This is a genomic window from Jiella avicenniae (genome assembly GCF_021390325.1).
In the GTDB taxonomy this organism is placed as follows: Bacteria; Pseudomonadota; Alphaproteobacteria; order Rhizobiales; family Rhizobiaceae; genus Jiella; species Jiella avicenniae.
The window spans coordinates 219,484-240,432 of record NZ_JAJUWU010000003.1 but is presented as its reverse complement, the minus strand read 5'-3'; the positions used below and the strand labels follow the sequence as shown (position 1 = coordinate 240,432).

Sequence of the window (20,949 nt, the reverse complement as noted above, 5' to 3'; positions counted from 1 at the left end):
ATCGGCCAGGCATGACCGCCGCCGATCTGAGGGCGCGAATCATGGCGCGCCGGGGGGGCGGCGGTGAGGAGTCGCTCGCCGGCACGGCGCCGGAATTCGGCGATCACCGGCTCAATCCGGATCTCGTCGCCGAGATGGCGAAATCGCACTCGCGCGAGGCCGCGGTGCTGGTGCCGGTGGTCGACCGCGGCGAAGAAGCGACGGTCATTCTGACGACCCGCACCCTCTCGCTTCGCAAACATTCCGGCCAGGTGGCCTTCCCAGGCGGGGCCGTGGACGATACGGACGCCTCGCCGGAAGCGGCGGCGATGCGCGAAGCCTTCGAAGAGATCGCCCTTCGGCCATCGCATGTCGAGCCGATCGGCCGACTGCCGCGCTATCTGACCATGACGGGCTTTCGAATCACCCCGATCGTGGCGATCGTCACGCCAGGATTCGAACTTCGTCCGAACCCGGCGGAGGTCGAGGACGTCTTCGAGGTGCCGCTCGGCTTCCTGATGGATGCGGCCAATCACCGACAGGAGAGCCGGACGGTCGAGGGGCTGATCCGCCACTACTACACGATGCCGTTCGGCGAACACTTCATCTGGGGCGTCACCGCCGGCATTCTGAGAACCCTTTACGAACGGTACTATGCATGACCAGAATTTCCGCCGAATGGCTCAAGGACGAGCGGCTGCAGGCATTGCTCGCCGTGCTGTCCGACGAGGGCGAGGAAGCGCGGGTGGTCGGTGGCGCGGTGCGCAACACGCTGATGGAGCGGCCGGTCACCGACATCGACATCGCCACGACGACCCTGCCGGACGAAACCATCCGACGCGCCGAAGCGATCGGGCTGAAGACGGTGCCGACCGGGATCGACCATGGCACCGTCACCGTCGTCGCCGATGGGAGGCCCTATGAGGTGACGACGCTGCGGCGCGACATCGAGACGGACGGTCGCCATGCGGTCGTGTCGTTCGGCCGCGACTGGCAGGCGGACGCCGAGCGTCGGGACTTCACCATCAATGCTCTCTATGTCGACGCGTCGGGCGAGGTCCTCGATCTCGTCGGCGGGATCGCCGACATCGAGCGGGGCGTTTTGCGCTTCATCGGCGATGCGGAGCAGCGGATCCGCGAGGACGGCCTTCGAATCCTGCGGTTCTTCCGCTTCTTCGCCTGGTACGGTCGCGGGCGGCCGGACGCCGACGGCCTGCGCGCGGCGACGCGGCTGAAGGACGCGCTGAAGCGGCTTTCGGCCGAGCGTCTGTGGAACGAGGCGCGCAAGTTGCTCGCCGCGCCCGATCCCTCTCGGGCGCTCCTGTGGATGCGGCAGACCGGCGTTCTGACGATCGTTCTGCCGGAGAGCGAACGCTGGGGGATCGATACGATCCACCCGCTCGTCGCAGTCGAAGCCGGCCGCGGCTGGAAGGCCGATCCGCTGTTGCGTCTGATGGCGATCGTGCCGCCTGACCCGGAAAGGCTCGACGAACTCGCGCGGCGGCTGAAGCTCGCCAATCAGGAGCGCGACAGGCTCCTCGCCTTCGCGCGGGAGCCTTCGCCCGCCCCGGACGAGAGCGATACCGCGCTGAGGAGCCGGATTTATTTCGGCGACAGGCAGGCCATCGAAGACAAGCTGCGGCTCGCCCTGGCCGTCTGGCAGGGCAAGGTCGGTCAGGACGCGTCGGCGCTCGAGACCGTGGCGAAGCTCTCGGCGCGGCTGGCGGTCGCCGACGGTTTCGAGACGCCGGAATTTCCGCTGAACGGGGGGGATCTCAAGGCGAAAGGCTTTAAGCCGGGCCCGGAGCTCGGGCAGGAGATCGACCGGCTGAAGCGGCTGTGGGCCGAGGGGGGCTTCAAGCTCGGGCGCCAACAACTGCTCGACCGAGCAGGGGGGCAAGCGAGCGCCCAAGGCGAGGGGTGACGAAGTGAAACGTCAGTCCGTCGGCCGCCTGCCGGAAGACGCCATCGCCTCGTGATTCCGACGGTGCGCGGCGCAGCGGTGACGGGCAAGAGATTTCGCGAGCGCAAAGAAAACGGCGGCACCGCATTGGCGCCGCCGTCGCATCCCCTGTGCCGATTCGAAATGCTCAGGCCGCCCGTTCGGCCGCTGCCGGCAGTTCGACGATGCGTCCTCGCATGGCATCCATCATCGACGGGCTGATCCGCATGATGCCGAACGCGTTGGCCTGCGCGATGGCGCGGCGGATCACACCCGCCTCGCTGTCGGCCCGAATGACCCGCTCGCATCCCGGAAACACGGTGCTGCAATCCAGTTCGAACATCGTTACCTCCCAGTTTGTTTCATGTCGTTATATGCGGATGAAACGCCCTGAAATATATAGTGGTTCAATCTGGTCGCACAAAATTTTTGCAGTCGCGTCGATAGGTCAAGGCCATTTAACTATCGGCGGCATGGAAGACAGGATCGACTGAACGTTGCCGCCGGTCTTGAGGCCGAAGAGCGTGCCGCGGTCGTAGAGGAGGTTGTACTCGACATATCTGCCGCGCCGCACGAGTTGTTCCTCCCGATCCTCTTCGGTGAAGGGGAGCGCGGCGTTCTGCCGGACGATGTGGGGATAGACCACGAGAAAGGCCTTGCCGACGTCGCGGGTGAAGGCGAAGTCCTCTTCCCAGCCGCCGGCATCCTCGGCCGAATGCAGCCAGTCATAGAAGATGCCGCCGACTCCACGCGGCTCCTGGCGATGCGGCAGGTAGAAATACTCGTCGCACCATTCCTTCAGCTTCTCGTAGTCGGCGACCCGGCGATGCCGGTCGCAGACGAATTTCAGCGCCCGATGGAAGGCGACGGCATCGACGTCGTCCTCCTTGCGGCGGCGATCGAGGGTCGGCGTCAGGTCGGCCCCCCCGCCGAACCATTGGCGGGTGGTCACCACCATCCGGGTATTCATGTGCACGGCGGGAACGTTGGGATTGCGCAAATGCGCGATCAGCGAAATGCCGGACGCCCAGAAGGTCGGATCCTCCTCGGCCCCGGGAATCTGCTGCCGGAATTCCGGCGAGAACTCGCCATGCACCGTCGAGACGTGGACGCCGACCTTTTCGAACAGCCGGCCGCGCATCATCGACATCACGCCGCCGCCACCGTCGCCCTCGCGCGACCATTCGGTGCGCTCGAAGCGTCCGGGCTCGGCGGAAACCTCTTCGCCGAACTCGTCCTCGAGGGACTCGAAGGCGGCGCAGATGCGGTCCCGCAAAGCCTCGAACCAGGCTCTGGCGATCGCCTTCTTGCGTTCGATGTCCTCCGGCAGGCCTTCCGGCAGCTCTGATTTTTCCATGGTGGTCGTCCGTCCCCCCGGATGGTCGGCGGCTGGTTGAAGCAGCACTTGCTATCGCGGGCTTGGCCGGTGGCTTTCGATCGAGCCTTCCGCGCCGGCCGACGCAGCAAGGCGCTTTCGCGCCTGACCGGTCCGATTCGTCATTTCGTCGAGACGACACTATCTTGCGTATCGATCGATAAGAACCCGCTTTCGTTGGGAGTCCCCATGTCCCGGCTCGGCCGACCACCGCTGGAAGGGTTGAAGCGGCAGCTGAGGAACCGGCGCGATCATGCGTCGCAGTCCCGGAGCGACCAAGGGCCAAATGCGGCGCGCGACAGCTTCGTGCGCGAGACCTATACGCTGGAGCGCGGCGAGGCGCGGCAGAAGGCGCGCGAATGGTTCGAGAGATTTCCGAAAGCCGCCTACTGGACGCAGGTGGAGAGCTGGCGGCAGCTCCCCGACCGGCGCATCGAGTTCACCATGCGGCGTCTTCCGACGGCGGATTGAAGGGTGCGCCCATCCGCAACGGCCACATGCTTCAACCAGCGGCCGGAGGCGCTCCGACGATCACGTCGAGCGGCTCGGCGCCGAGATTTTCCAGGTTCAACCAACGGGCCATGTGGCGGAGCTCTTCGAACAGGGCTTCGACGGTGTGTTGCGGCGCGCCCGGTTCGAGCGTCGCCTGAAGAACGATCAGCGTCCCGGCCTTGCGGTCGGCCTTCAGATCGACCCGGGCGACCAGGGCACCGTCGAGGAGGAACGGCAGGACATAGTAGCCGTGCTCCCGCTTGTGCCGGGGCGTGTAGATTTCGAGCCGGTAGCGAAAGCCGAACAGGCGTTCGGCGCGGTTGCGGTGCCAGACGAGCGGATCGAACGGGGAGAGCAGCGCCGGCCCGGCGATCTTGCGGCCGGCCCGCGCGTCGCGATGGAGATAGGCGTCCTGCCGCCAGCCACGAACGCGAACCGGCCTCAGTGTGCCTTCCTCGACGAGTTGGCGGAGGGGCAGGCCCGCATCGGCGGCGGGCAGGCGGTAATAGTCCCGCAGGTCGTCGGCCGTCGCGATGCCGAGCGCCCGGGCCGCCCGGGCGATCAGTTCGCGCTGCGCGTCGGCGTCGGACGGCGTCGGCAAGTCCAGGACCGAGCGAGGAAGCACCCGCTCGGGCAGATCGTAGACCCGCTCGAAGCTGCCGCGCCGATGGGTCGCTGCGACGAATCCGGCCCAGAACAGCCATTCGAGCGCCTGCTTGGCTTCGCTCCAGACCCACATGCCTTTGCCTGTCGCCGCGCCGGCGACATCGGACGCCGCGATCGGGCCCTCCGCGGCGATGCGTTCGAGCAGGGCGTCGGCTTCCGCGCGCCGTACCGTGGCGAAGGGCTCCAATCGACGCCAGATCCCCTTGCCATGCCGGGCTCGCTCCATTCGCCAGCGCAGCAGGGGGTGGCAGTCGACGGGCAGGAGCGAGGCTTCGTGGCCCCAATATTCGAAAAAGCGCTTCGGGCGCTCGACCATGATCCGGTCGAGGACGCCGCGATCGTAGCTGCCCAGCCGCGAGAACAGCGGCAGATAATGGGCGCGAACGAGGACGTTGACGCTGTCGATCTGGATGAGGCCGAGCTGCGCGATCGTCTTGCGCAGCCGAGCCGGCGCGGCGGCGCCACTGCGATCCGGCGCGTTGAAGCCTTGCGCGGTGAGCGCGATCCGCCGCGCCTCGGCTGGAGAAATTTCGGACGCCAAGCACTCTCCTGTCTTCGACGAACACCGATCGATGGTGTTGGGCCGCGCGGATCACCGTAGTCGCGACGGCAACGGCCATACTCGCCGAGGGCCCTCGTGTGAAAGGAAAATCCCGATTGGCCGGCAAATCCCTATCCGAACACTACCTGGCCTATATCGCCTGTCTCACCCGGCAGGACTGGGCCGAGCTCGAACGTTTCGTCGACGACGACGTCCGACACAACGGCCGCCACCTCGGGCTTTCCGGCTATCGCGACATGCTCGTGAAGGATTTTCATGACATCCCCGACCTGCGGTTCCGGGTCGACCTGCTGGTCTGCGAAGACGTTCGCGTGGCGGCGCGACTGCTGTTCGACCGTCGGCCGAGGGAAACGTTCCTCGGATTGAAAGTCGATGGGCGCAGAGTCTCGTTCGCAGAGAGCGTCTTCTACGAGTTCGAGGCGATGAGGATCAACTCGGTCTGGTCGATCCTCGACAAGAGCGCGATCGAAGCACAACCGGGTGCCCAGGGCAGGGTCCGAGCGCGCTTCCTCGCTCGACGCATTTCCACGCCACCTCACGGTGACGTGCGGTGTTGCCGCTTATCTCCGCGCTTGAGGGGGTGGGGCAGGAGTGAATATGCTTGTCAAAAGTTCACTCGAACTTTCGGGCCAGTCCCGCGATGCGAGGGGAGGATGGGAAATGCGACCGGAAGAGCGATACTCCAGGCCTCGGCAATCCAGCCGGAAGCTGCAGGCGGTGCTGTTCGTGGTGTTTCTGCTCGCGATCGTCGGCGCGATCTGGATCTACGCAGGAGAAACGGAGGGACCTTCGCCGCAATCTCCGGCCGCTCCCGCGTCCGCGCCTCAGCCTGATTTGTGAGCGCAGGACGTCGCGGTCATTTCAGCCGTCCAACGGCCAGTCGAGCTGACGCAGCGCCTCGGCCGCGACGATGCCTGCCGAGACGGCGAGGTTCAGCGAGCGGGCGCCGGCGATCATCGGAATCGTCAGCCGCGCATCCGCCCGCGCGTGCACGGTATCCGGCACGCCTGCGCTTTCCCGTCCGAACAGCAGCCGGTCGCTCGGGCGGAAAGCGAAGTCGGTATGGGTCGTCTCGGCCCGGGTCGTCAGAAGGACGATGCGGCCGGGCCTGATCTCGACGTCGCGGAGAAAAGCGGACCAGTCGTCGTGGCGCCTGAGGGCGGCCATCGCCAGGTAATCCATCCCGGCACGCTTCAGGGCACGGTCGGATGAGTCGAATCCGGCTGGCTCGACGATCTCGACCGTCAGACCGAAACAGGCGGCGAGGCGCAGGATCGTGCCGGTGTTGCCGGCGATGTCGGGCTGGAAAAGGACGATCGAGGGGCGCAGCGACACTGCGGTGATGGGTTCTTCGGAGTGGTCGGCTTTTGCCATAATCTCCCGCCAGGCGTAAGTCGTGGTTGCGGACGGACGAGCGAACACGGGCGCTGAAACCGACATGCCTTTGAAAGTGTCATTGCACAAGGCACGCGGCCTCCTGGCGCGATCGAAGCGGACGGGAGCGCCTCGGGCCGGGGCGACGGGCGCATCGCGCGCGTTGCAGCGGCTTGCGGCGTCGGCGGCGGCTCTGGGGCAGGCCGGACGAAGGGTGGCCGCGGATCTGTCCTCCGGCACTGCGAACATGGCGGGTAGGGCGAAAAGGCGCTGGGCGCGAGGCTTCGTCGGCGCGAAAAGCGCCGTGCAAGCCGCGGTCGCTTCGCTGTCGCGAAGGAGCCGGTCCGGGGCGGTGGGGGCAAGGCGCGAACGCCGCTCGGGGCCTGCGGGCGCTGCGGCAGGCTGGTCGACGGTCGTCGGGGCCGCGAAAGCGCCTTTCGGCGTCGTCGGGACCCTCGTCGGGCGGCCACGCGCCCGATCGCCGCGCGCCGCGAGGCGCGACAAGACGACATGGGAGGCTCCCATCTCGGCCGGCTCGCGGGTCGACAGAGGCGTCGTCGTGACCGAGGTCCTCGGCCTCGTCACGCGGCTCGGCCTCGTCGCCTTCGTGATCGCCGGCGGGTTGATCGTCCTGTTCCTCAACAGCGACGCCGGCGGCTCACTCGGCGAAAGGCTCAAGCGGGCGGCCGAGACCGGGGCGGTGTTCAGCCAACCGGCCCGGACGGAGCGCTCAGGAAACGCCGAGGAGGCATCCACGGCGGGCGACGCAGCTTTGCCGACCACGACCGACACGCAGAAGGTGGCGGTCATCGGCTCGCCCCGTCTGCTCACGCCGCCGACGACACGAGCCACGCCTGAACTCGTGCGGCTGGCTCTGGTGAGCCCGAAGAAGATCTGCAAGGCCATCGACCCCGGCAAGGACTTCATGTCGTGGCACGAGAGCCTGCTGCTCGAGGGGCAGTGGGAATGCTACGCCACCGCGACCGCCGAGGGCGAGCGGGTGGAACGTGCGGAGGAAGGCGATGGCGCGGAAGACGCCCCGGTCGCCGACGATCCCGATGTCGTGGTCGAACCTGCTCTTCCGTCCGAGCCGCAACTCTTCGTCATGGCGCGGGGAGACCAGCGCGATACGCTCACCACCGTTCGCATCAAGCTGGTCGCCGACGGCGCGGCCAAAGCGAAGCGCGGCGCGAAGCGTCTTGCCGCGATCACCGCGGCGCTGTTCGACGTCCTGCAGTGGCGACCGCCGGACGGGCTGCTGGACAAGCTCGACGAACTGACGGATGTCAGCCTCGAACAGGCGGGAACGCAGTTTCGGTTCAAGCGCGAGCTCAGCAGCGGCTGGCAGTACAATCTGATCGTGATCTTCCCCAATCCGAAGATCTACAGCCAGGGATCGGCGTTCCGTCCTGCCGAGACGCCGAGCGGAGCCGGGCCATCGGGGCCGCCGGACCTTTCGGGCTCAGCGTCCGGACCTGGCGACGGTCGCTGACGGCATTTTGCGGCGGCGGCCGAAGACCGTCTGCTGCCCGGGCGCCGCGGGACGGCGCTGACTTTCCGGGGCATGCAGCGACTGGTGAAGGGCCTGCGGCGTCGTCCGGCCGGGGGCCGACGCGGGGTGGTCGCTGACGCCGAGGGCGGCGACGCAACTCTCGACCGAGAGATCCTCGTAATGACGGCGCAACTGCGCGAAGGCCGCCACGTCACGCCCGGCAGTCCGGTGCACCATCATCAGCACCGTCATGGCATCGGCGACCGTCAATCCGAGAAGCTTGAGCGCGGCGGCGAGCAGCCTGCCGTCGCCGTCCGTCGCGAGCTTCTCGATGGTGTCCGCTTGCAGCTTCAGGGACGCAGCGATCGAGCCGAGCGCGCGGTCGGCATTGCCGGCGCGCGCCTCGCGCAACAGTGCGGCGGCGGTCGCAGCGAGGCCGGACGGTTGCGAAGCGTCGACCGGAGGGGTCTTGGGCGTCGGGGACGCCGCCGCGAGCGGGCGCCGCGGCTTGGTCCGGACCAGGGCGCGAAGAGCGTCGCGGACGGCGGCTGCGCTCTGCAACGGCGGCTGTGCGGCATCGTCCTTCTGCTGGCGCGACCGCCCGTGCGACCGCGCCGATTTCGCCCGCAGCGCAGAATCCGGACATTGCCGACCCGGCGTTGCGCCGGGAACGGTATCCTGCGTCGCACCGATCATCCCGGCGTCTTCCTTCGTCAGGCACGGGCTGGAAAACAGGAAGGGAGCCGAAAATTCCGCAGGCTGTACGAGCAGCAGGTCCACGACGGGGCGCGGGACGTGTGGCGAGGTGGCGAGCGAAATCGCCAACTGACGCTTGGCTTCGAACGACAGCTTCTCCCATGTCGAGGTCACCAGCCGGGCGAAATCGGCCGAATGGGCCGGGCTCGGGCGATTGGAAGCGAGAAAGCTGGCGACCGCCGCTTCGACGATGGTGTCGAAGCCGACCTGTCCCCCACGGGTTTCGAGCGTCCGGAAGATGCGCGGCATCCTGTCGACCATGTCGCTCCGTTGAAACTTGCTCTGACGTCGGCCGACGGCGGCTCCCTACCGGGTGCCCGATCCTGGGCGGCCGGGCCACCCAAAATCGATAACAACTGGTTACGAAGCGTTGCCGCGACATCACGACGACTTGATCTCGAAGACTTTGGATAGGTTTACGCAAGATTCCTTAGCAAGCTGTTAACCCTCGGGAGATGTTCTGTGAGCATCAATGGGGTCGCAACGGGGAATGCCAAGGCGCAGCCGAGGAGGGGAATGAAATGGGCACGGTGGTGTGGCTGAAAAAACGGGATGGACGCCCGGAGACGGCGGAGCCGGACGACGCAATCCCGGCGGGTGGGGCAGAGATCGTCATCCTGCCCTGCATCCGCTACGAGCGGCCCGAGAGGCTGCCGCACCCGGCCGACGCCGCGTCGACGTCACCTCTTCGCGGCAAGAACATGCCGCATTTCGGCTCCTCGAGCCGCGAGCCGAAGGCCGTCTGAGACCTCGGCAGGGCAATCCCTCGCCGATCGCGGCTCGCCGCTCCCAGGTGTGATCCGATGCGGCTGCCGTAGCGCGTTGGAAGATGTGGTCGCCGGGACGAAGATGGGCCTGAGCGGGAGGCCCGCGGAGCGCCGACGGAGGCCGGAACCGAATGGCGATGTCGGCGCCGCGGTGAAAGCGCGGCGAGAAGGCGGGGAGGGACGAATGGGCGCCGCCACGCTCGCTCGGATCAGCCGCCGCCAGTCGCCGCTGGCTCGCGACGGAACGCATCGCTCGACAGGGGGCCGTCGTTCGGCGCGGGATCGCAGCGCATCGACGAAACGAAATCGTCGATCTCCGGACGCTTGCTCTCCTCGTCGACCAGGACCCTGATCGTCATGTATCCTTCGGTCATCTCGACCTCGACGGGGATCTGTGTCTGCGGCGCGTCCTCGCTCGCCGACCGGTCGACCAGCTGCTGCTTCGTTCCGACCATCAGATCGAGGGCGTTGTCGACCGCCGAGCGGTCGTTGATGCTGTAGAGATTGTCGCCACGCCGATTGTAGATCGAGGCCGACCAGAACGCCTCGTCGGCGGCGAGGGCATGAATCCGGACGGGGCCGTCGGCGAGGGAGAAACGGCAACCGGCGGCGATGAAAGCGGGATCGACGAAAGCGAAATCGCCGGCGGGTGAATTCGCGACGGCGAGCGTCGAGTTGGGATTGGTCGTCAGCGCCTCGACGCGAACCACCTGATCGGTCCCGCCGAGGTCGGCGAGGCGGCTCCAGCCGTTGCGTTTGGCGACGTCGGGCATGGTGAAGATCACCGCGATGTGGATCAAGCCTGCGCCGACGACACCGATCAGGACCGCAAGGACGAACTTACCCATTGGAGCAGGACTCCCGCCGGATCGTCGGCAGCGAAAGGCTGGACGCGCCGCTCGCCGCGCTTGCCGGCGTGTCGTAGAGCGACAGCACCAGGGTCATCTCGCCCGCGCCCGAGGTCGCCAGCCAGTTGCCGGAGCGGGCCGAGGGGCCTACGGCGATCTCGAAGGAATTGTCGTCGTTGCGCATCAGGTTGTTCGAGGTGAGCCAGCCCGGACGACCGGCGGAGGGGCGTATCAGCCGGCCCTCCGGAAGATATGCGGCGAGCGTGAAGACCCGGGAGGGCGGCGTCGAGCCGGCCATCACGTAGGTGCATTCCCGGCGCAGCGGGCGCCCGCCTTCGTCGCGCATGCTGCGGAACTGGATGCCTTCGCCGATGCCGAGGGTGAGATTGCCGACCATGGCGAGGCGCGCCTTGGAATAGGGGTCGGCGTCCGGCGCGCCGGAAAAGGGATTGGCCTGCCAATGGCCGACGACGACCGTGCCGATCTCGGACGACTGCCGGACGGCCCAACTCGCCGACCAGCCGCCGAGATAGAGGGCGATCCCGATCGCGACCATGACGAGGACTGTGAAACGCATCGAATCGACCGGCGATGGCTCTGAAAGATCGGGCTACTGGGCGCGGGCGGGCGCCGCTACCCCGGCGGAGGTCCCGGCCGAGGCCAACTGTTCGGGATCGAGCGGCTTCATCTGATCGAGCTGCTCGGCGATGTCGGCGAGAACGTCCTGGGTCTTGCGGGAGAGCGTCTCCGGGGCGGCGGGACCGGAACTGTCGGCCCCGGCCTCCGCGACCTCGTCGCTCTTCGCCGGGAAGGGGTTGTCGAGGAAGGGAATCGGCTTCAGTTCGACGTTTCGATGGGCGGCCTCCATGAAGCGCTGCCAGGTCAGCGCGGGAAGGGAGCCCCCGGTCAGGCGGTTGGTCGGCCGGAAGCTGTCGTTGCCGAACCAGACGGCGCCGACGTAATTGCCGGTGAAACCGACGAACCAGCCGTCGCGATAGGACTGCGTGGTGCCGGTCTTGCCGCCGACCCGGGTCATCGACAGCTGCGCCTTGCGCGCCGTGCCGTGTTCGCTCACCCCGACGAGCATCTCGTTCATGGACTGCGTCGCCTGTTCCGACAGGATGCGCTGGCGGGGCGGCATGTCACGGCGGGCGTCCCAGACGACCTTGCCGGTGGGATCCATCAACTGCTGGATGGCATGGCGGTTGGGGTTCATGCCGCCATTGGCGAAGACGGTATAGGCCGTCGCCTGATCCATGACCGTCACCTCGCTGGTTCCGAGCGCCATGGTCTTGTCGCCGCGCAGATTCGATTCGATGCCCATGGCCTTGGCGGTCTTCACCGTGTTGTCGAAGCCGACCTTCTGGTAGAGCTTGACGGCCGGCACGTTGAGCGAGCGGGCGAGGGCGTTGGCGAGCGTCACCCGGCCGGAAAACGAGCGGCCGTAGTTCTGCGGCGACCATTTGCCGATGGTGATCGGGCTGTCGACGATCGTATCCGACGGCTTCATGCCCTCCTGCATGGCGGTGGCATAAACATAGACCTTGAAGGAGGAACCCGGCTGGCGCAGCGCCCGCGTCGCGCGGTTGAACTGCGAGACGCCGTAGTCGCGGCCGCCGACGATCGCCCGGACGCTGCCATCTGCGGCGAGCACCACCATCGCCGCCTCGCCGACGTCGTAGGTCTTGCCGTATTGACGCAGGTTGTATTCCACCGCCTCGTCGGCGAGCTTCTGCAAATCGAGGTCGACGGTCGTGCGGGCGGTGAAATTGCGCTGCTTGATGCCGCTCGTCTGGGCGATGCGCTGCACCTCCTCGAAGGCGTAGTCGAGGAAATAGTCGGGCGACGGCGTGGAGGAGCGGTCGATCGCAATCGCCGGCTGGCGCCGCGCGGCGATCACCTGGCCCTCGGTGAGGAAATTCGCCTGGACCATGTTGGTCAGGACTTCGTTGGCGCGGGCGCGTGCCGCCGGAAGGTTGATGTGGGGCGCGTATTTCGCCGGGGCCTTGAAGAGACCCGCCAGCATCGCGGCCTCGGCGAGGGAGACGTCGCGGATGTTCTTGCCGAAATAGAACTCGGACGCCGCCGCCGCGCCGAAGGTGCCGCCGCCCATATAGGCGCGGTCGAGATACATCGAGAGGATCTGTCGCTTGGAATAGTGCGACTCGAGCCAAAGAGCGAGAAACGCCTCCTTGATCTTGCGATCGAGGCTGCGCTCGTTGGTCAGGAAGAGGTTCTTGGCGAGCTGCTGCGTCAGGGTCGAGCCGCCCTGGACGACGCCGCCGGCCTGCGCGTTTACGGTCATGGCGCGCATCAGGCCGAGGAAGTCGATGCCGAAGTGGTCGAAGAAGCGGCGGTCCTCGGTGGCGAGCAACGCCTTGATGAAGCTGTCGGGCATCTCGTCGATCGGCACCGCGGCGGCGCGCAGGATGCCGCGCCGGCCGATCTCTTCGCCATGCTTGTCGAGGAACTGCACGGAGTAGTCGCTCTCCTGCGGCAGGCCGTTCTTCGTCATCCGGATTGCCGGCTGGGCGAGCGCGAACAACAGGACGAAGCCGACGAGGCCGAGGGTCAGCCCCTCGCAGGCGAGCTCCACCAGAACCCGGTTGAAGCCGCGGGCGCGGAACTTGCGCGAGACGATGGTGACGCTTTCCCACCAGGCGACGAAGGCATGATAGGCTCGCCAGAGACTCGAATCGATCCAGGCATCGACCTCGATGAGGCGCGAGGGTTGCCGGCGCTTCCGGGGTTGATTCGTCTCGTTCTGCACGGCCCAGCCAATCGCCTTGGGCCACGCGCATGGAAGGGGCCGCGCTGGCTGCGCCTCCCTCCCACGACCCATGGCCATTTCCGGCCGCGCCTTGTGCGGCCTTCGATCACATCTTACGTCGTCCCCGTCCGCGGTTATAGGTCGAGGCTGCGGAAAAATCTTCAAAATTCACCGCATGGTTTCCCGATGTCCGACCCCGTATCCGATCACGATCTTGTGCCCTACTGGAAGGCGAAGTCTCTCGAGGAGATGTCGCCGGAGGAGTGGGAACGGCTCTGCGACGGCTGCGGGCGCTGCTGCCTCAACAAGCTCGAGGACTGGGACACCGGCGAGATCGCCTGGACCGACGTCGCCTGTCGGCTTCTGGACGGCCATGCCTGCCGCTGCCGGCAGTACGAGACGCGCCACGCGGTGGTGCCGGACTGTGTCGGCCTGACGCCGGAGGCCGTGCGCTCGCTCACCTGGCTGCCGCCCTCCTGTGCTTACCGCCTCGTCGCAGAGGGGCGGGACCTCTATTGGTGGCACCACCTCGTCTCCGGCGACCGCGAGACGGTGCATCAGGCGGGTGTCTCGGTGCGGGACCGCACGGTGAGCGAGGAGGGCATGGAGCTGGAGGACTACGAGGAGCATGTGGTGGATTGGCCGGGGGAGGATTTGGACGCCCAAGGGGCCGTGGACGACGATGCGGCCGGATGGGACGAGGGTGATCCGTCAGAAAAGAAATATGAAAAAATTCCTTGACTGCGTGACGGTGGTCGGGTAGGGTTCAGACATCATCGAAATTCTGTCGGCGGCACCGGGCGATCGGGGCCGCCTTTTCGTTTCCGGTTCGGCGCGGCAGGGTCTTTTCTTGCGGCGACGCCGGAGGCGGCTTGGGTTCGGAGAGCCGATGGCGGAGCTTTTGTCGGACCGGTTGTTCGCGCTTCTGATGCGCGAGGTGGCGCGGCTGGAAGAAGATGACAAGGACGTAAGTCCTATGGCGAGGGCGGCGCCACGAAGCAAGGCCGAGGCCGGCGCGGAGGCGAAATCGAGACAGCCGGCACGGGCGGGTTTCAAGGAGCGGGCCGATGCGCTCGGCCTTCTGACGCGGACGCTGGAGAAGCTGCTGGAGCTGCGGGCGCTGGAGGCGAGCGCCGGGCGGGACGACGAGACCGAGACGCTGCGGCTGCGCGAGGATTTCATGCGCCAGCTTCGGGCGCTCGACGCGCGGCGCGTCGGCGGGCCGAGGCTGTTCGCCGGGTCGGACGGGACGGAAGCAGCGGCGGCGGCGCCGAAGGCGGCGAAAGGGCGCGGACGGACGGCGAGGCCGAAGGCGACCGGTCGGGGTGCTGATGGGGCATAGCGAAGACGAGGAGGCTCCCGACGAAGAACTGGGCCCGCTGACCGACACGAAATTCTGGAACAAGACGGGCCAGTTGATCGGACGCCAGACAGGACCGGTCCTTGAGCGCTCGGCGATGGCCTGGGTCGACGTGGCTCGTCCCTCGCAGCTGCCGCCGCCGGGCGGCTGGCGGCAATGGCTGATCGTCGGCGGGCGGGGGTCCGGCAAGACGCGGGCAGGGGCGGAATGGATCAAGGCGATGGCGGCGGGCGAGAGCCCTTTCGCCGATCGGCCGCACATGCGGATCGGGCTTCTCGCCGAGACGCTGGCCGACGCGCGCGAGGTGATGATCGACGGGGAGAGCGGTCTGCTCGCCGTCGCCGGCCATCCGCGCCCGGTCTTCGAGGCGAGCCGGCGGCGGCTGGTGTTTGCCAACGGGGCGATCGCGCAGATCTTCTCGTCGGAGGATCCGGACGCGCTGCGGGGCTATCAGTTCGATCTCGCCTGGGGCGACGAACTGGCGAAATGGGTGCATGGCGAGGCATGTTTCGACAATCTGCAGCTGGCGCTCAGGCTGGGCGAACGGCCGCGTGCGCTGTTCACCACGACGCCGCGGCCGATCCCGCTTCTGAAGCGGCTGACGGCCGATGCGCAGACCGTGACGACGCATATGACGACGGCGGAGAACGCCGGGAACCTCGCGCCGGGATTTCTCGCTGCGATGAGTGAGCGTTATGGCGGCACGCGGCTCGGCCGGCAGGAACTCGACGGCGAGATCCTCGGCGTTCGCGAGGACGGGCTGTTCGACATCGCCCGGATCGAGCGCGAACGCTGTGCGCCCCCCGACAAGCTGCAACGGATCGTCGTCGCGATCGACCCGCCGGCGACCTCGACGAAGCGCTCCGACGCCTGCGGCATCGTCGCGGCGGGGCGTGGCGCCGACGGCACGATCTACGTCCTTGCCGACAGAAGCCGCCGGCGGGCGAAGCCGCATGAATGGGCGGGCGCTGCGATCGGGCTCTATCAGGCGCTCGAGGCCGACCGGATCGTCGCCGAGGTGAACCAGGGCGGCGACATGGTCGAGGCAGTAATCCGGGCGGCGGCGCCGGATACGCCGTTCCAGGCGGTGCGGGCGAGCCGCGGCAAGTGGCTGCGGGCCGAGCCCGTTGCCGCGCTCTACGAACGGGGGCGCGTGCGGCACGCCGGGCGGTTTCCCGATCTCGAAGACGAGATGGCGGATTTCGGCGCGGACGGATTGTCGGGTGGGCGGTCCCCGGACCGGCTGGATGCGCTAGTCTGGGCGGTGAATGCGCTGGCGGGCGGCGGGGACGCGCCGCGGATCCGGGGGCTTTGAAGGTTGCGGGTTTCATGAGGGTCGGGAGCCGCGGGTACGCGCGTGTTCCGGTGAGGTCCGCGCCGAGGCACCCCCCTCTGCCCGGCCGGGCATCTCCCCCACAAGGGGGGAGATCGGCAGCTTTGTCGTGCGGCGCCGCTACTTCGGCCGTGATGCCAGCTCGATCGCTCGAATGGGGGCGAGGCGTTGGCGCGAGATCGATCTCCCCCCGTGTGGGGGAGATGTCCGGCAGGACAGAGGAGGGCGCGACGGGCGCGGCTCAAGCGATTGCCGGCCGCGAAAATGGCGGATCGCCACAAGCATTCCAGAACATCGGAGCGACACATGGGACTTGCGGGAACGATCGCGGGCTGGTTTGGCGCGCCGTTACAGCCGCCGGGCGAGGGCGGCGCCACGGCACCTGCCGAGCGGAAATCCGCCGCCACCGTGGCAGGAACGCTGGTCTTCACCGGCGGGGGCGACGGGGCTTGGGTCGAGCGCTCCTATGGGGCGCTGGCGCGCAGTGGCTTTATGCAGAACCCGGTCGCCTATCGGTCCGTGAGGCTGATCAGCGAGGCGGCGGCGGCAATCCCGCTGCTGCTCTACGACGGCGAGAGCGAGGTGAGCGAGCATCGGCTGCTGGACCTGTTCCGGCGGCCGAACCCGATGGCCGACGGGGCGGCCTTCGTCGAGGCGATCTGCGGCCATCTGCTTCTGTCCGGCAACGCCTATGTCGAAGCCGCGCTGCTCGACGGCGAGGTGCGGGCGCTGCATCCGTTGCGGCCGGACCGGGTTCGGCTGGTCGAGGGGGCGGACGGTTGGCCGGAAGCCTACGAATACAGGGTGGGGATGAGCGTCCGGCGGATCGCGGCGGAGGGGCCGGGCGGCGAGCCGGCGCCGATCCTGGCGCTGTCGCTGTTTCATCCGCTCGCCGACCACCGCGGCTTTCCGCCGCTCGGCGCGGCGCAGAACGCCCTCGACCTCCACAACGCCGCGGCGCGCTGGAACCGCGCGCTGCTGGACAACTCGGCAAGGCCCTCCGGCGCTTTGATCTACAAGGCCGAGGGGGGCGGAAATCTCTCGCCCGACCAGTTCGACCGGCTGAAGAGCGAGCTCGAGACCGGCTATTCCGGCGCGGCGCGGGCCGGGCGGCCGCTGCTGCTCGAAGGCGGGCTCGACTGGAAGGCGATGGCGCTGTCGCCGAAGGACATGGACTTCATCGAGGCCAAGAACGGCGCGGCGCGGGACATCGCGCTCGCCTTCGGCGTGCCGCCGATGCTGCTCGGCATTCCGGGAGACGCCACCTATTCGAACTACTCGGAAGCGAACCGCGCGCTCTACCGCCTGACCGTGCTGCCGCTGGTGAAGCGGATCACCGGGGCGCTCGGCGCCTGGCTCGGGGCGCATCTCGGCGAGCCGGGGCTGACGCTGTCGATCGATCTCGACGCCGTCGAGGGGCTTTCGGCGGAGCGCGAGGCTCTCTGGGCGAGGGTCGGCGCAGCGGAGTTTCTGACGCGCGGCGAGAAGCGGGAGGCGGTCGGCTATGGCCGGGAGGATTGAGACGCGCGGCGCCACCGCCGCGGCGGGATATCGTCACCCGGCCCCGCCGATGGCAGCCGTTCCGATGCCGCCGCCGGCGCGCTTTTCCGGCTATGCGGCGATCTTCGGCGAGGTCGATCTTTCCGGCGACCGGATCGAGCCCGGCGCCTTCGCCGCCTCGCTGATCGGTCGGCGGGCGAGCGAGGTTCGCATGCTCTGGCAGCACGATCCGGCAAGGCCGGTCGGCCGCTGGATCGAGATCGCCGAGGACCGCACCGGGCTGAAGGTCACGGGCGAGTTCGCCCTCGACACGGCGGGGGGGCGAGAGGCGGCGGCGCTGGCGGCGGCGGGCGCGATCGACGGCCTGTCGATCGGCTTTCGCACCAGGCTCGCCCGGCGTGGCAGCGGGAGTGCCAGGCGGCGTCTCGTCACCGTCGACCTCTGGGAGATCTCGCTCGTGACCTTCCCGATGCAGGCGAAAGCGCGGCTGACGGTCATCGGCTGAGCCCCGTCCGCGACAATCCGCAGATCCCTTCAAAACAGGAGAACGACATGGACGAAACGGCGCACGCCGGCTTCGAGACGAAGACGGTCACCCCGGAGGTGCGGGGCCTGCAGGACGAGATGATGCGCCTCTTCGAGGGCTTTCGCGAGGCGAACGACGCGCGGCTCGAAGAAGTCGAAAAGCGCATGGCGAGCGACGTCGTCACCAGCGACAAGGTCGACCGGATCGCCGCCGCTCTCGACGCGCAGAAGCAGACGATCGAGCGGCTGACGCTGAAGGGCATGCGCCCGGCGCTCGGCAGCGAGGAGCCGGCGCGGCGCGGCGCGGCGGCGAGCGAGCACAAGGGCGCCTTCGAGCGCTATGTTCGCGGCGGCGACGAGGCGGCGCTCCGGCGGTTCGAGGAAAAGGCGATGTCGAGCCTGACGGGCGCCGACGGCGGCTTCCTGGTGCCGGACGAGACCGAGACGGAAATCGGCCGCAGGCTGGCGACGATTTCGCCGATCCGCTCGATCGCCTCGGTGCGGACGGTTTCGACGGCGGTGCTGAAGAAGCCTTTCGCGATCTCCGGCGCCGAGAGCGGCTGGGTCAGCGAGACGGCGGTGCGAAACCAGACGGATGCGCCGCAGCTCGCCGAGCTGACCTTTCCGACCATGGAGCTCTACGCCATGCCGGCGGCGACGGCGGCTCTGCTCGACGATGCGGCCGTCGACATCGACCGCTGGATCGGCGAGGAGGTCGAGCAGGCCTTCGCGGCGCAGGAGGGCGCGGCCTTCGTCAACGGCGACGGTATCGCCAAGCCGAAGGGTTTCATGACCTACACCAAGGCCGACGAGGGCGCCTGGAGCTGGGGCAAGGTCGGGACCGTCTCGACCGGCGCCGACGGCGGATTCCTCGACGGAGAGGCGGCCGACGCGTTGATCGACCTCGTCTATGCGCTGAAGGCCGGCTATCGCCAGAACGCCAGTTTCGTCATGAACCGGCGCACCCAGGCGACGGTGCGCAAGCTGAAGGACGAGGATGGCAACTATCTCTGGCTGCCGCCGGCCTCGGCTGGAGGGCGGGCGACGCTGATGGGTTTCCCGATCGTCGAGGCCGAGGAGATGCCGGATATCGCCCCCGGCGTTTCGGCCATCGCCTTCGGCGACTTCTCCCGCTTCTACCTCGTCGTCGACCGGCAGGGGGTGCGCGTCCTGCGCGATCCCTACTCCGCCAAGCCCTACGTCCTGTTCTACACGACCAAGCGCGTCGGCGGCGGCATCCAGGATTTCGACGCGGCGAAGCTGCTCGACTTCTCGGCCTGATCGACGCCGGGCGAGCCGGCCCGACGAACCGACCTTGAAGAGAGGCCCGGCGCGACCCGCCGGGTCTCCGTCATTTCCGGAGATTGACGATGACGACGATCGACCTCGGCCTTTCCGCCGAGCCGCTGGCGCTTGCCGACGCGAAGGCCTGGGCGCGGATCGAGCGCGACGACGAGGACGGGCTGATTTCAGGCCTGATTTCCGCCGGCCGCGAGGCGATCGAGCGGGAGACGGGTCTGGCGCTGATTGCCCGCAGCTTTCGCCTGGCGCTCGATCCGGTGCCGCGCGGGGGCTGGGTGGAGGCGACGCGGCGCCCGCTCGTCGCGGTCGAGAGCGTCACCGCCTTCGACGCTTCCGGCAATCCGGTGTCGTTCAGTGCCGCGGAGGCGATCGCCGAGCGGCCGCGGGGGACCGACTGCTTCCGGCTGTCGGACGCCGTGATCGACGCGGCGGCCAACGGCGTCGAGATCGAATTCACTGCCGGCTTTGCAGAGGGCGAATGCCCGGCGGATCTCATGCTTGCGCTGCAGGCGATCGTGGCGGCGAGCTACGAGGCCCGGGCGCTGATCGAGCCGGGCATGCAACCGGCGCTGCGGCCGGCGCTCGCCGAGCGGCTGCTCGCGTCCTACCGGCAGGTGCGGATCTGATGGCGCCGCTGTTTCTCGATCCGGGCGTCTTCAATCGCCGCGTTGCCCTCGACCAGCCGGTAGTCGACCCGGATGGCGCCGGCGGCGGCGAGACGGTCTGGCAGGAGGTACGCGAACTCTCGGTGCGCATCGAGCCGCTGTCGGTCGCCTCGCGCGAACGCTTCGGCCAGCGCGAGGCGAACGTGACGCATCGGGTGCTCTGCCGGGCGAACGACATCGTCGAGCGGGGCCTGTCGTTCCGGCTCGGCGGGCGCCGGCTGATCATTCTGTCGGTCCACGATCCGGACGAGAGCCGGCGCTATCTCGTGTGCCGTTGCGAGGAGGAGCGCTGATGAGCATCCGGCTGACGGCCACGGTCCGGCAGAAGCGGCTGCGAAAGAGCTTTCGGCAACTCGTCGAGGAGGGGCTCGGGCGGACGAAAGCGGGAAACCCGTTGCGGCAGACCGAGGCCCTGCCGCGGACGTCGAACCTCGCCAGAACATCCGCCGGACGGGCTCTCCTGGCCGATCCTTTCTCGGCGAATGCCGATCTCGACGGCGAAAACTCGCGTGAATCCGAAAGGTAGCGAAAAAGTTAAAATCCGGCCGTTGAACCCGAAGACGGGGAAACCATTTCGAGTTATGTTTCACGGCGACAAGCAAAGTGAACGCCACGACGGCGAACACTTGCAAGGGAACGAGGGAGAAAGCGATGGCGCATCCGAGCGCTGAACTCCAGCAGTCGATTTTCTCCGCGCTGACCTCCGATCCGTCGCTGACGGCGCTGCTCGGCGGCCCGAAGGTCTTCGATCGGCGGCCCGAACGGGCGAACTTCCCATATCTCACTCTGGGGCGGACGGCGGTCGTCGACTGGTCGACCGGTACCGAAGACGGGGCCGAGCACATCCTCACCCTCCACGTCTGGGCGAAGGGCGGCGGCAAGGCCGAGACCTACGAGATCATGGACAAGGTGGCCGAAAAGCTGAACGACGCCACGCTGCCCATGGAGGGACACCATCTGGTGAACCTTCGGCTGCAATTCGCCGAAGCCCGGCGCGAGCCAGACAGCGCGGCCTATCACGGCATTTTGCGGTTCCGCGCGGTGACCGAGCCGCTGGCCTGAGGAAACGGGGCGAAGGTCGAGGATAGTCCGGCACGCGCTGACTGACGAAGCGCGGCGGAAAGTCCCCGGGCCATCAGCCCTCAGATATCGAACGATCATCCAGGGCGGTCCTCATCGGGCCGCCCTTTTTCGTTGCCGCGGCGGGATGGCGCCGTGTCCACCACAGCTTGAACGGGACC

At 67.9% G+C, this 20,949-nt stretch carries 25 protein-coding genes; 17 read left to right on the top strand and 8 right to left on the bottom strand.

Annotated elements, in window-relative coordinates; all coding sequences use genetic code 11:
- Positions 1-11 precede the first annotated feature (11 nt).
- Positions 12-641, top strand: a complete 630-nt coding sequence (locus LZD57_RS03385; protein ID WP_233717712.1) for a CoA pyrophosphatase — start codon at positions 12-14, stop codon at positions 639-641.
- Positions 638-1,903 (top strand): CCA tRNA nucleotidyltransferase, encoded by a 1,266-nt coding sequence (locus LZD57_RS03380; RefSeq protein WP_233717711.1) that lies wholly within the window; start codon positions 638-640, stop codon positions 1,901-1,903. Before LZD57_RS03385 ends, LZD57_RS03380 begins: the two co-directional genes overlap by 4 nt.
- Positions 1,904-2,069: 166 nt before the next feature.
- On the opposite strand, the gene LZD57_RS03375 is transcribed toward LZD57_RS03380, so the two are convergent.
- Positions 2,070-2,264 carry a DUF1059 domain-containing protein gene (locus LZD57_RS03375; RefSeq protein ID WP_233717710.1) on the bottom strand — a complete coding sequence of 65 codons (195 nt, stop codon included), beginning with the start codon at positions 2,262-2,264 and terminating at the stop codon, positions 2,070-2,072.
- Positions 2,265-2,369: 105 nt separating this feature from the next.
- Positions 2,370-3,278, bottom strand: a complete 909-nt coding sequence (gene hemF / locus LZD57_RS03370) for an oxygen-dependent coproporphyrinogen oxidase (RefSeq protein ID WP_233717709.1) — start codon at positions 3,276-3,278, stop codon at positions 2,370-2,372.
- A 207-nt stretch (positions 3,279-3,485) separates the two neighbouring features.
- Between hemF and LZD57_RS03365 the strand changes: the two genes are divergently transcribed.
- The gene (locus tag LZD57_RS03365) at positions 3,486-3,767 is read left to right on the top strand and encodes a hypothetical protein (RefSeq protein WP_233717708.1); all 282 of its coding nucleotides are present in this window, start codon (positions 3,486-3,488) and stop codon (positions 3,765-3,767) included.
- Between the two features lie 31 nt (positions 3,768-3,798).
- Here the strand turns inward: LZD57_RS03365 and LZD57_RS03360 are convergent, their stop codons facing one another.
- Complete coding sequence (locus LZD57_RS03360; RefSeq protein ID WP_233717707.1) at positions 3,799-4,995, bottom strand: winged helix-turn-helix domain-containing protein; 1,197 nt, start codon at positions 4,993-4,995, stop codon at positions 3,799-3,801.
- Positions 4,996-5,111: 116 nt separating this feature from the next.
- On the opposite strand from LZD57_RS03360, the gene LZD57_RS24115 reads away from it, so the two are divergent.
- Positions 5,112-5,849 carry an ester cyclase gene (locus LZD57_RS24115; RefSeq protein ID WP_338034677.1) on the top strand — a complete coding sequence of 246 codons (738 nt, stop codon included), beginning with the start codon at positions 5,112-5,114 and terminating at the stop codon, positions 5,847-5,849.
- A gap of 28 nt (positions 5,850-5,877) precedes the next feature.
- Here LZD57_RS24115 and LZD57_RS03350 read toward each other — a convergent pair whose 3' ends face one another.
- Positions 5,878-6,390 (bottom strand): tRNA (cytidine(34)-2'-O)-methyltransferase, encoded by a 513-nt coding sequence (locus LZD57_RS03350; RefSeq protein ID WP_233717904.1) that lies wholly within the window; start codon positions 6,388-6,390, stop codon positions 5,878-5,880.
- A 622-nt stretch (positions 6,391-7,012) separates the two neighbouring features.
- Here LZD57_RS03350 and LZD57_RS24290 point away from each other — a divergent pair.
- Positions 7,013-7,882 carry a DUF6030 family protein gene (locus LZD57_RS24290; RefSeq protein WP_233717706.1) on the top strand — a complete coding sequence of 290 codons (870 nt, stop codon included), beginning with the start codon at positions 7,013-7,015 and terminating at the stop codon, positions 7,880-7,882.
- Here LZD57_RS24290 and LZD57_RS03340 read toward each other — a convergent pair.
- Positions 7,853-8,707, bottom strand: coding sequence for a hypothetical protein (locus LZD57_RS03340; protein ID WP_233717705.1), 855 nt, complete (start codon positions 8,705-8,707; stop codon positions 7,853-7,855). The two genes, LZD57_RS24290 and LZD57_RS03340, sit on opposite strands and share 30 nt — an antisense overlap.
- Before the next feature lie 7 nt (positions 8,708-8,714).
- Here LZD57_RS03340 and LZD57_RS03335 point away from each other — a divergent pair, with 7 nt between their 5' ends.
- Complete coding sequence (locus LZD57_RS03335) at positions 8,715-8,912, top strand: hypothetical protein (RefSeq protein ID WP_233717704.1); 198 nt, start codon at positions 8,715-8,717, stop codon at positions 8,910-8,912.
- A gap of 247 nt (positions 8,913-9,159) precedes the next feature.
- Entirely contained in the window at positions 9,160-9,384 is a 225-nt protein-coding gene (locus tag LZD57_RS03330; RefSeq protein WP_233717703.1) for a hypothetical protein, read from the top strand.
- A 230-nt stretch (positions 9,385-9,614) separates the two neighbouring features.
- Here LZD57_RS03330 and LZD57_RS03325 read toward each other — a convergent pair whose 3' ends face one another.
- From LZD57_RS03325 to LZD57_RS03315, 3 genes are read right to left on the bottom strand one after another with little or no spacing between them, the layout of a single operon-like run.
- On the bottom strand, positions 9,615-10,253 hold the full coding sequence (locus tag LZD57_RS03325; RefSeq protein ID WP_233717702.1) for a DUF1254 domain-containing protein: 639 nt from the start codon (positions 10,251-10,253) through the stop codon (positions 9,615-9,617).
- On the bottom strand, positions 10,246-10,830 hold the full coding sequence (locus tag LZD57_RS03320; protein ID WP_233717701.1) for a DUF1214 domain-containing protein: 585 nt from the start codon (positions 10,828-10,830) through the stop codon (positions 10,246-10,248). Before LZD57_RS03320 ends, LZD57_RS03325 begins: the two co-directional genes overlap by 8 nt.
- 33 nt (positions 10,831-10,863) lie before the next feature.
- Positions 10,864-13,023: a transglycosylase domain-containing protein gene (locus tag LZD57_RS03315; protein ID WP_233717700.1), complete on the bottom strand. Its 2,160-nt coding sequence runs from the start codon at positions 13,021-13,023 to the stop codon at positions 10,864-10,866.
- A 186-nt stretch (positions 13,024-13,209) separates the two neighbouring features.
- Here LZD57_RS03315 and LZD57_RS03310 point away from each other — a divergent pair, with 186 nt between their 5' ends.
- The 10 genes from LZD57_RS03310 to LZD57_RS03265 all read left to right on the top strand — a co-directional run bounded on the left by LZD57_RS03310 (position 13,210) and on the right by LZD57_RS03265 (position 20,770).
- Positions 13,210-13,764 carry a YcgN family cysteine cluster protein gene (locus LZD57_RS03310; protein WP_233717699.1) on the top strand — a complete coding sequence of 185 codons (555 nt, stop codon included), beginning with the start codon at positions 13,210-13,212 and terminating at the stop codon, positions 13,762-13,764.
- Between the two features lie 148 nt (positions 13,765-13,912).
- Positions 13,913-14,365 carry a hypothetical protein gene (locus tag LZD57_RS03305; protein WP_233717698.1) on the top strand — a complete coding sequence of 151 codons (453 nt, stop codon included), beginning with the start codon at positions 13,913-13,915 and terminating at the stop codon, positions 14,363-14,365.
- Positions 14,366-14,480: 115 nt separating this feature from the next.
- Positions 14,481-15,698 carry a DNA-packaging protein gene (locus LZD57_RS03300; protein ID WP_233717903.1) on the top strand — a complete coding sequence of 406 codons (1,218 nt, stop codon included), beginning with the start codon at positions 14,481-14,483 and terminating at the stop codon, positions 15,696-15,698.
- 324 nt (positions 15,699-16,022) lie between these two features.
- Positions 16,023-17,237 carry a phage portal protein gene (locus tag LZD57_RS03295; RefSeq protein WP_233717697.1) on the top strand — a complete coding sequence of 405 codons (1,215 nt, stop codon included), beginning with the start codon at positions 16,023-16,025 and terminating at the stop codon, positions 17,235-17,237.
- 49 nt (positions 17,238-17,286) lie between these two features.
- A complete protein-coding gene (locus tag LZD57_RS03290) occupies positions 17,287-17,721 on the top strand; it encodes an HK97 family phage prohead protease (protein WP_233717696.1) in 435 nt (144 codons plus the stop codon).
- A gap of 47 nt (positions 17,722-17,768) precedes the next feature.
- Positions 17,769-19,022, top strand: a complete 1,254-nt coding sequence (locus tag LZD57_RS03285) for a phage major capsid protein (RefSeq protein WP_233717695.1) — start codon at positions 17,769-17,771, stop codon at positions 19,020-19,022.
- Positions 19,023-19,111: 89 nt separating this feature from the next.
- Positions 19,112-19,669: a head-tail connector protein gene (locus LZD57_RS03280; RefSeq protein WP_233717694.1), complete on the top strand. Its 558-nt coding sequence runs from the start codon at positions 19,112-19,114 to the stop codon at positions 19,667-19,669.
- Positions 19,669-20,001, top strand: a complete 333-nt coding sequence (locus LZD57_RS03275) for a phage head closure protein (RefSeq protein WP_233717693.1) — start codon at positions 19,669-19,671, stop codon at positions 19,999-20,001. Before LZD57_RS03280 ends, LZD57_RS03275 begins: the two co-directional genes overlap by 1 nt.
- Positions 20,001-20,234 carry a hypothetical protein gene (locus LZD57_RS03270; RefSeq protein ID WP_233717692.1) on the top strand — a complete coding sequence of 78 codons (234 nt, stop codon included), beginning with the start codon at positions 20,001-20,003 and terminating at the stop codon, positions 20,232-20,234. The genes LZD57_RS03275 and LZD57_RS03270 overlap by 1 nt, the downstream gene beginning before the upstream one ends.
- Before the next feature lie 125 nt (positions 20,235-20,359).
- Positions 20,360-20,770: a DUF3168 domain-containing protein gene (locus LZD57_RS03265; RefSeq protein ID WP_233717691.1), complete on the top strand. Its 411-nt coding sequence runs from the start codon at positions 20,360-20,362 to the stop codon at positions 20,768-20,770.
- Positions 20,771-20,949 lie beyond the last annotated feature (179 nt).

Coding starts and splice junctions, on each gene's coding strand:
- LZD57_RS03385 (WP_233717712.1), top strand. CDS start 12: ATGACCGCCGCCGATCTGAGGGCGCGAATCATGGCGCGCCGGGGGGGC.
- LZD57_RS03380 (WP_233717711.1), top strand. CDS start 638: ATGACCAGAATTTCCGCCGAATGGCTCAAGGACGAGCGGCTGCAGGCA.
- LZD57_RS03375 (WP_233717710.1), bottom strand. CDS start 2,264: ATGTTCGAACTGGATTGCAGCACCGTGTTTCCGGGATGCGAGCGGGTC.
- hemF (WP_233717709.1), bottom strand. CDS start 3,278: ATGGAAAAATCAGAGCTGCCGGAAGGCCTGCCGGAGGACATCGAACGC.
- LZD57_RS03365 (WP_233717708.1), top strand. CDS start 3,486: ATGTCCCGGCTCGGCCGACCACCGCTGGAAGGGTTGAAGCGGCAGCTG.
- LZD57_RS03350 (WP_233717904.1), bottom strand. CDS start 6,390: ATGGCAAAAGCCGACCACTCCGAAGAACCCATCACCGCAGTGTCGCTG.
- LZD57_RS03330 (WP_233717703.1), top strand. CDS start 9,160: ATGGGCACGGTGGTGTGGCTGAAAAAACGGGATGGACGCCCGGAGACG.
- LZD57_RS03325 (WP_233717702.1), bottom strand. CDS start 10,253: ATGGGTAAGTTCGTCCTTGCGGTCCTGATCGGTGTCGTCGGCGCAGGC.
- LZD57_RS03320 (WP_233717701.1), bottom strand. CDS start 10,830: ATGCGTTTCACAGTCCTCGTCATGGTCGCGATCGGGATCGCCCTCTAT.
- LZD57_RS03310 (WP_233717699.1), top strand. CDS start 13,210: ATGTCCGACCCCGTATCCGATCACGATCTTGTGCCCTACTGGAAGGCG.
- LZD57_RS03305 (WP_233717698.1), top strand. CDS start 13,913: ATGGCGGAGCTTTTGTCGGACCGGTTGTTCGCGCTTCTGATGCGCGAG.
- LZD57_RS03300 (WP_233717903.1), top strand. CDS start 14,481: ATGGCCTGGGTCGACGTGGCTCGTCCCTCGCAGCTGCCGCCGCCGGGC.
- LZD57_RS03295 (WP_233717697.1), top strand. CDS start 16,023: ATGGGACTTGCGGGAACGATCGCGGGCTGGTTTGGCGCGCCGTTACAG.
- LZD57_RS03290 (WP_233717696.1), top strand. CDS start 17,287: ATGGCAGCCGTTCCGATGCCGCCGCCGGCGCGCTTTTCCGGCTATGCG.
- LZD57_RS03285 (WP_233717695.1), top strand. CDS start 17,769: ATGGACGAAACGGCGCACGCCGGCTTCGAGACGAAGACGGTCACCCCG.
- LZD57_RS03280 (WP_233717694.1), top strand. CDS start 19,112: ATGACGACGATCGACCTCGGCCTTTCCGCCGAGCCGCTGGCGCTTGCC.
- LZD57_RS03275 (WP_233717693.1), top strand. CDS start 19,669: ATGGCGCCGCTGTTTCTCGATCCGGGCGTCTTCAATCGCCGCGTTGCC.
- LZD57_RS03270 (WP_233717692.1), top strand. CDS start 20,001: ATGAGCATCCGGCTGACGGCCACGGTCCGGCAGAAGCGGCTGCGAAAG.
- LZD57_RS03265 (WP_233717691.1), top strand. CDS start 20,360: ATGGCGCATCCGAGCGCTGAACTCCAGCAGTCGATTTTCTCCGCGCTG.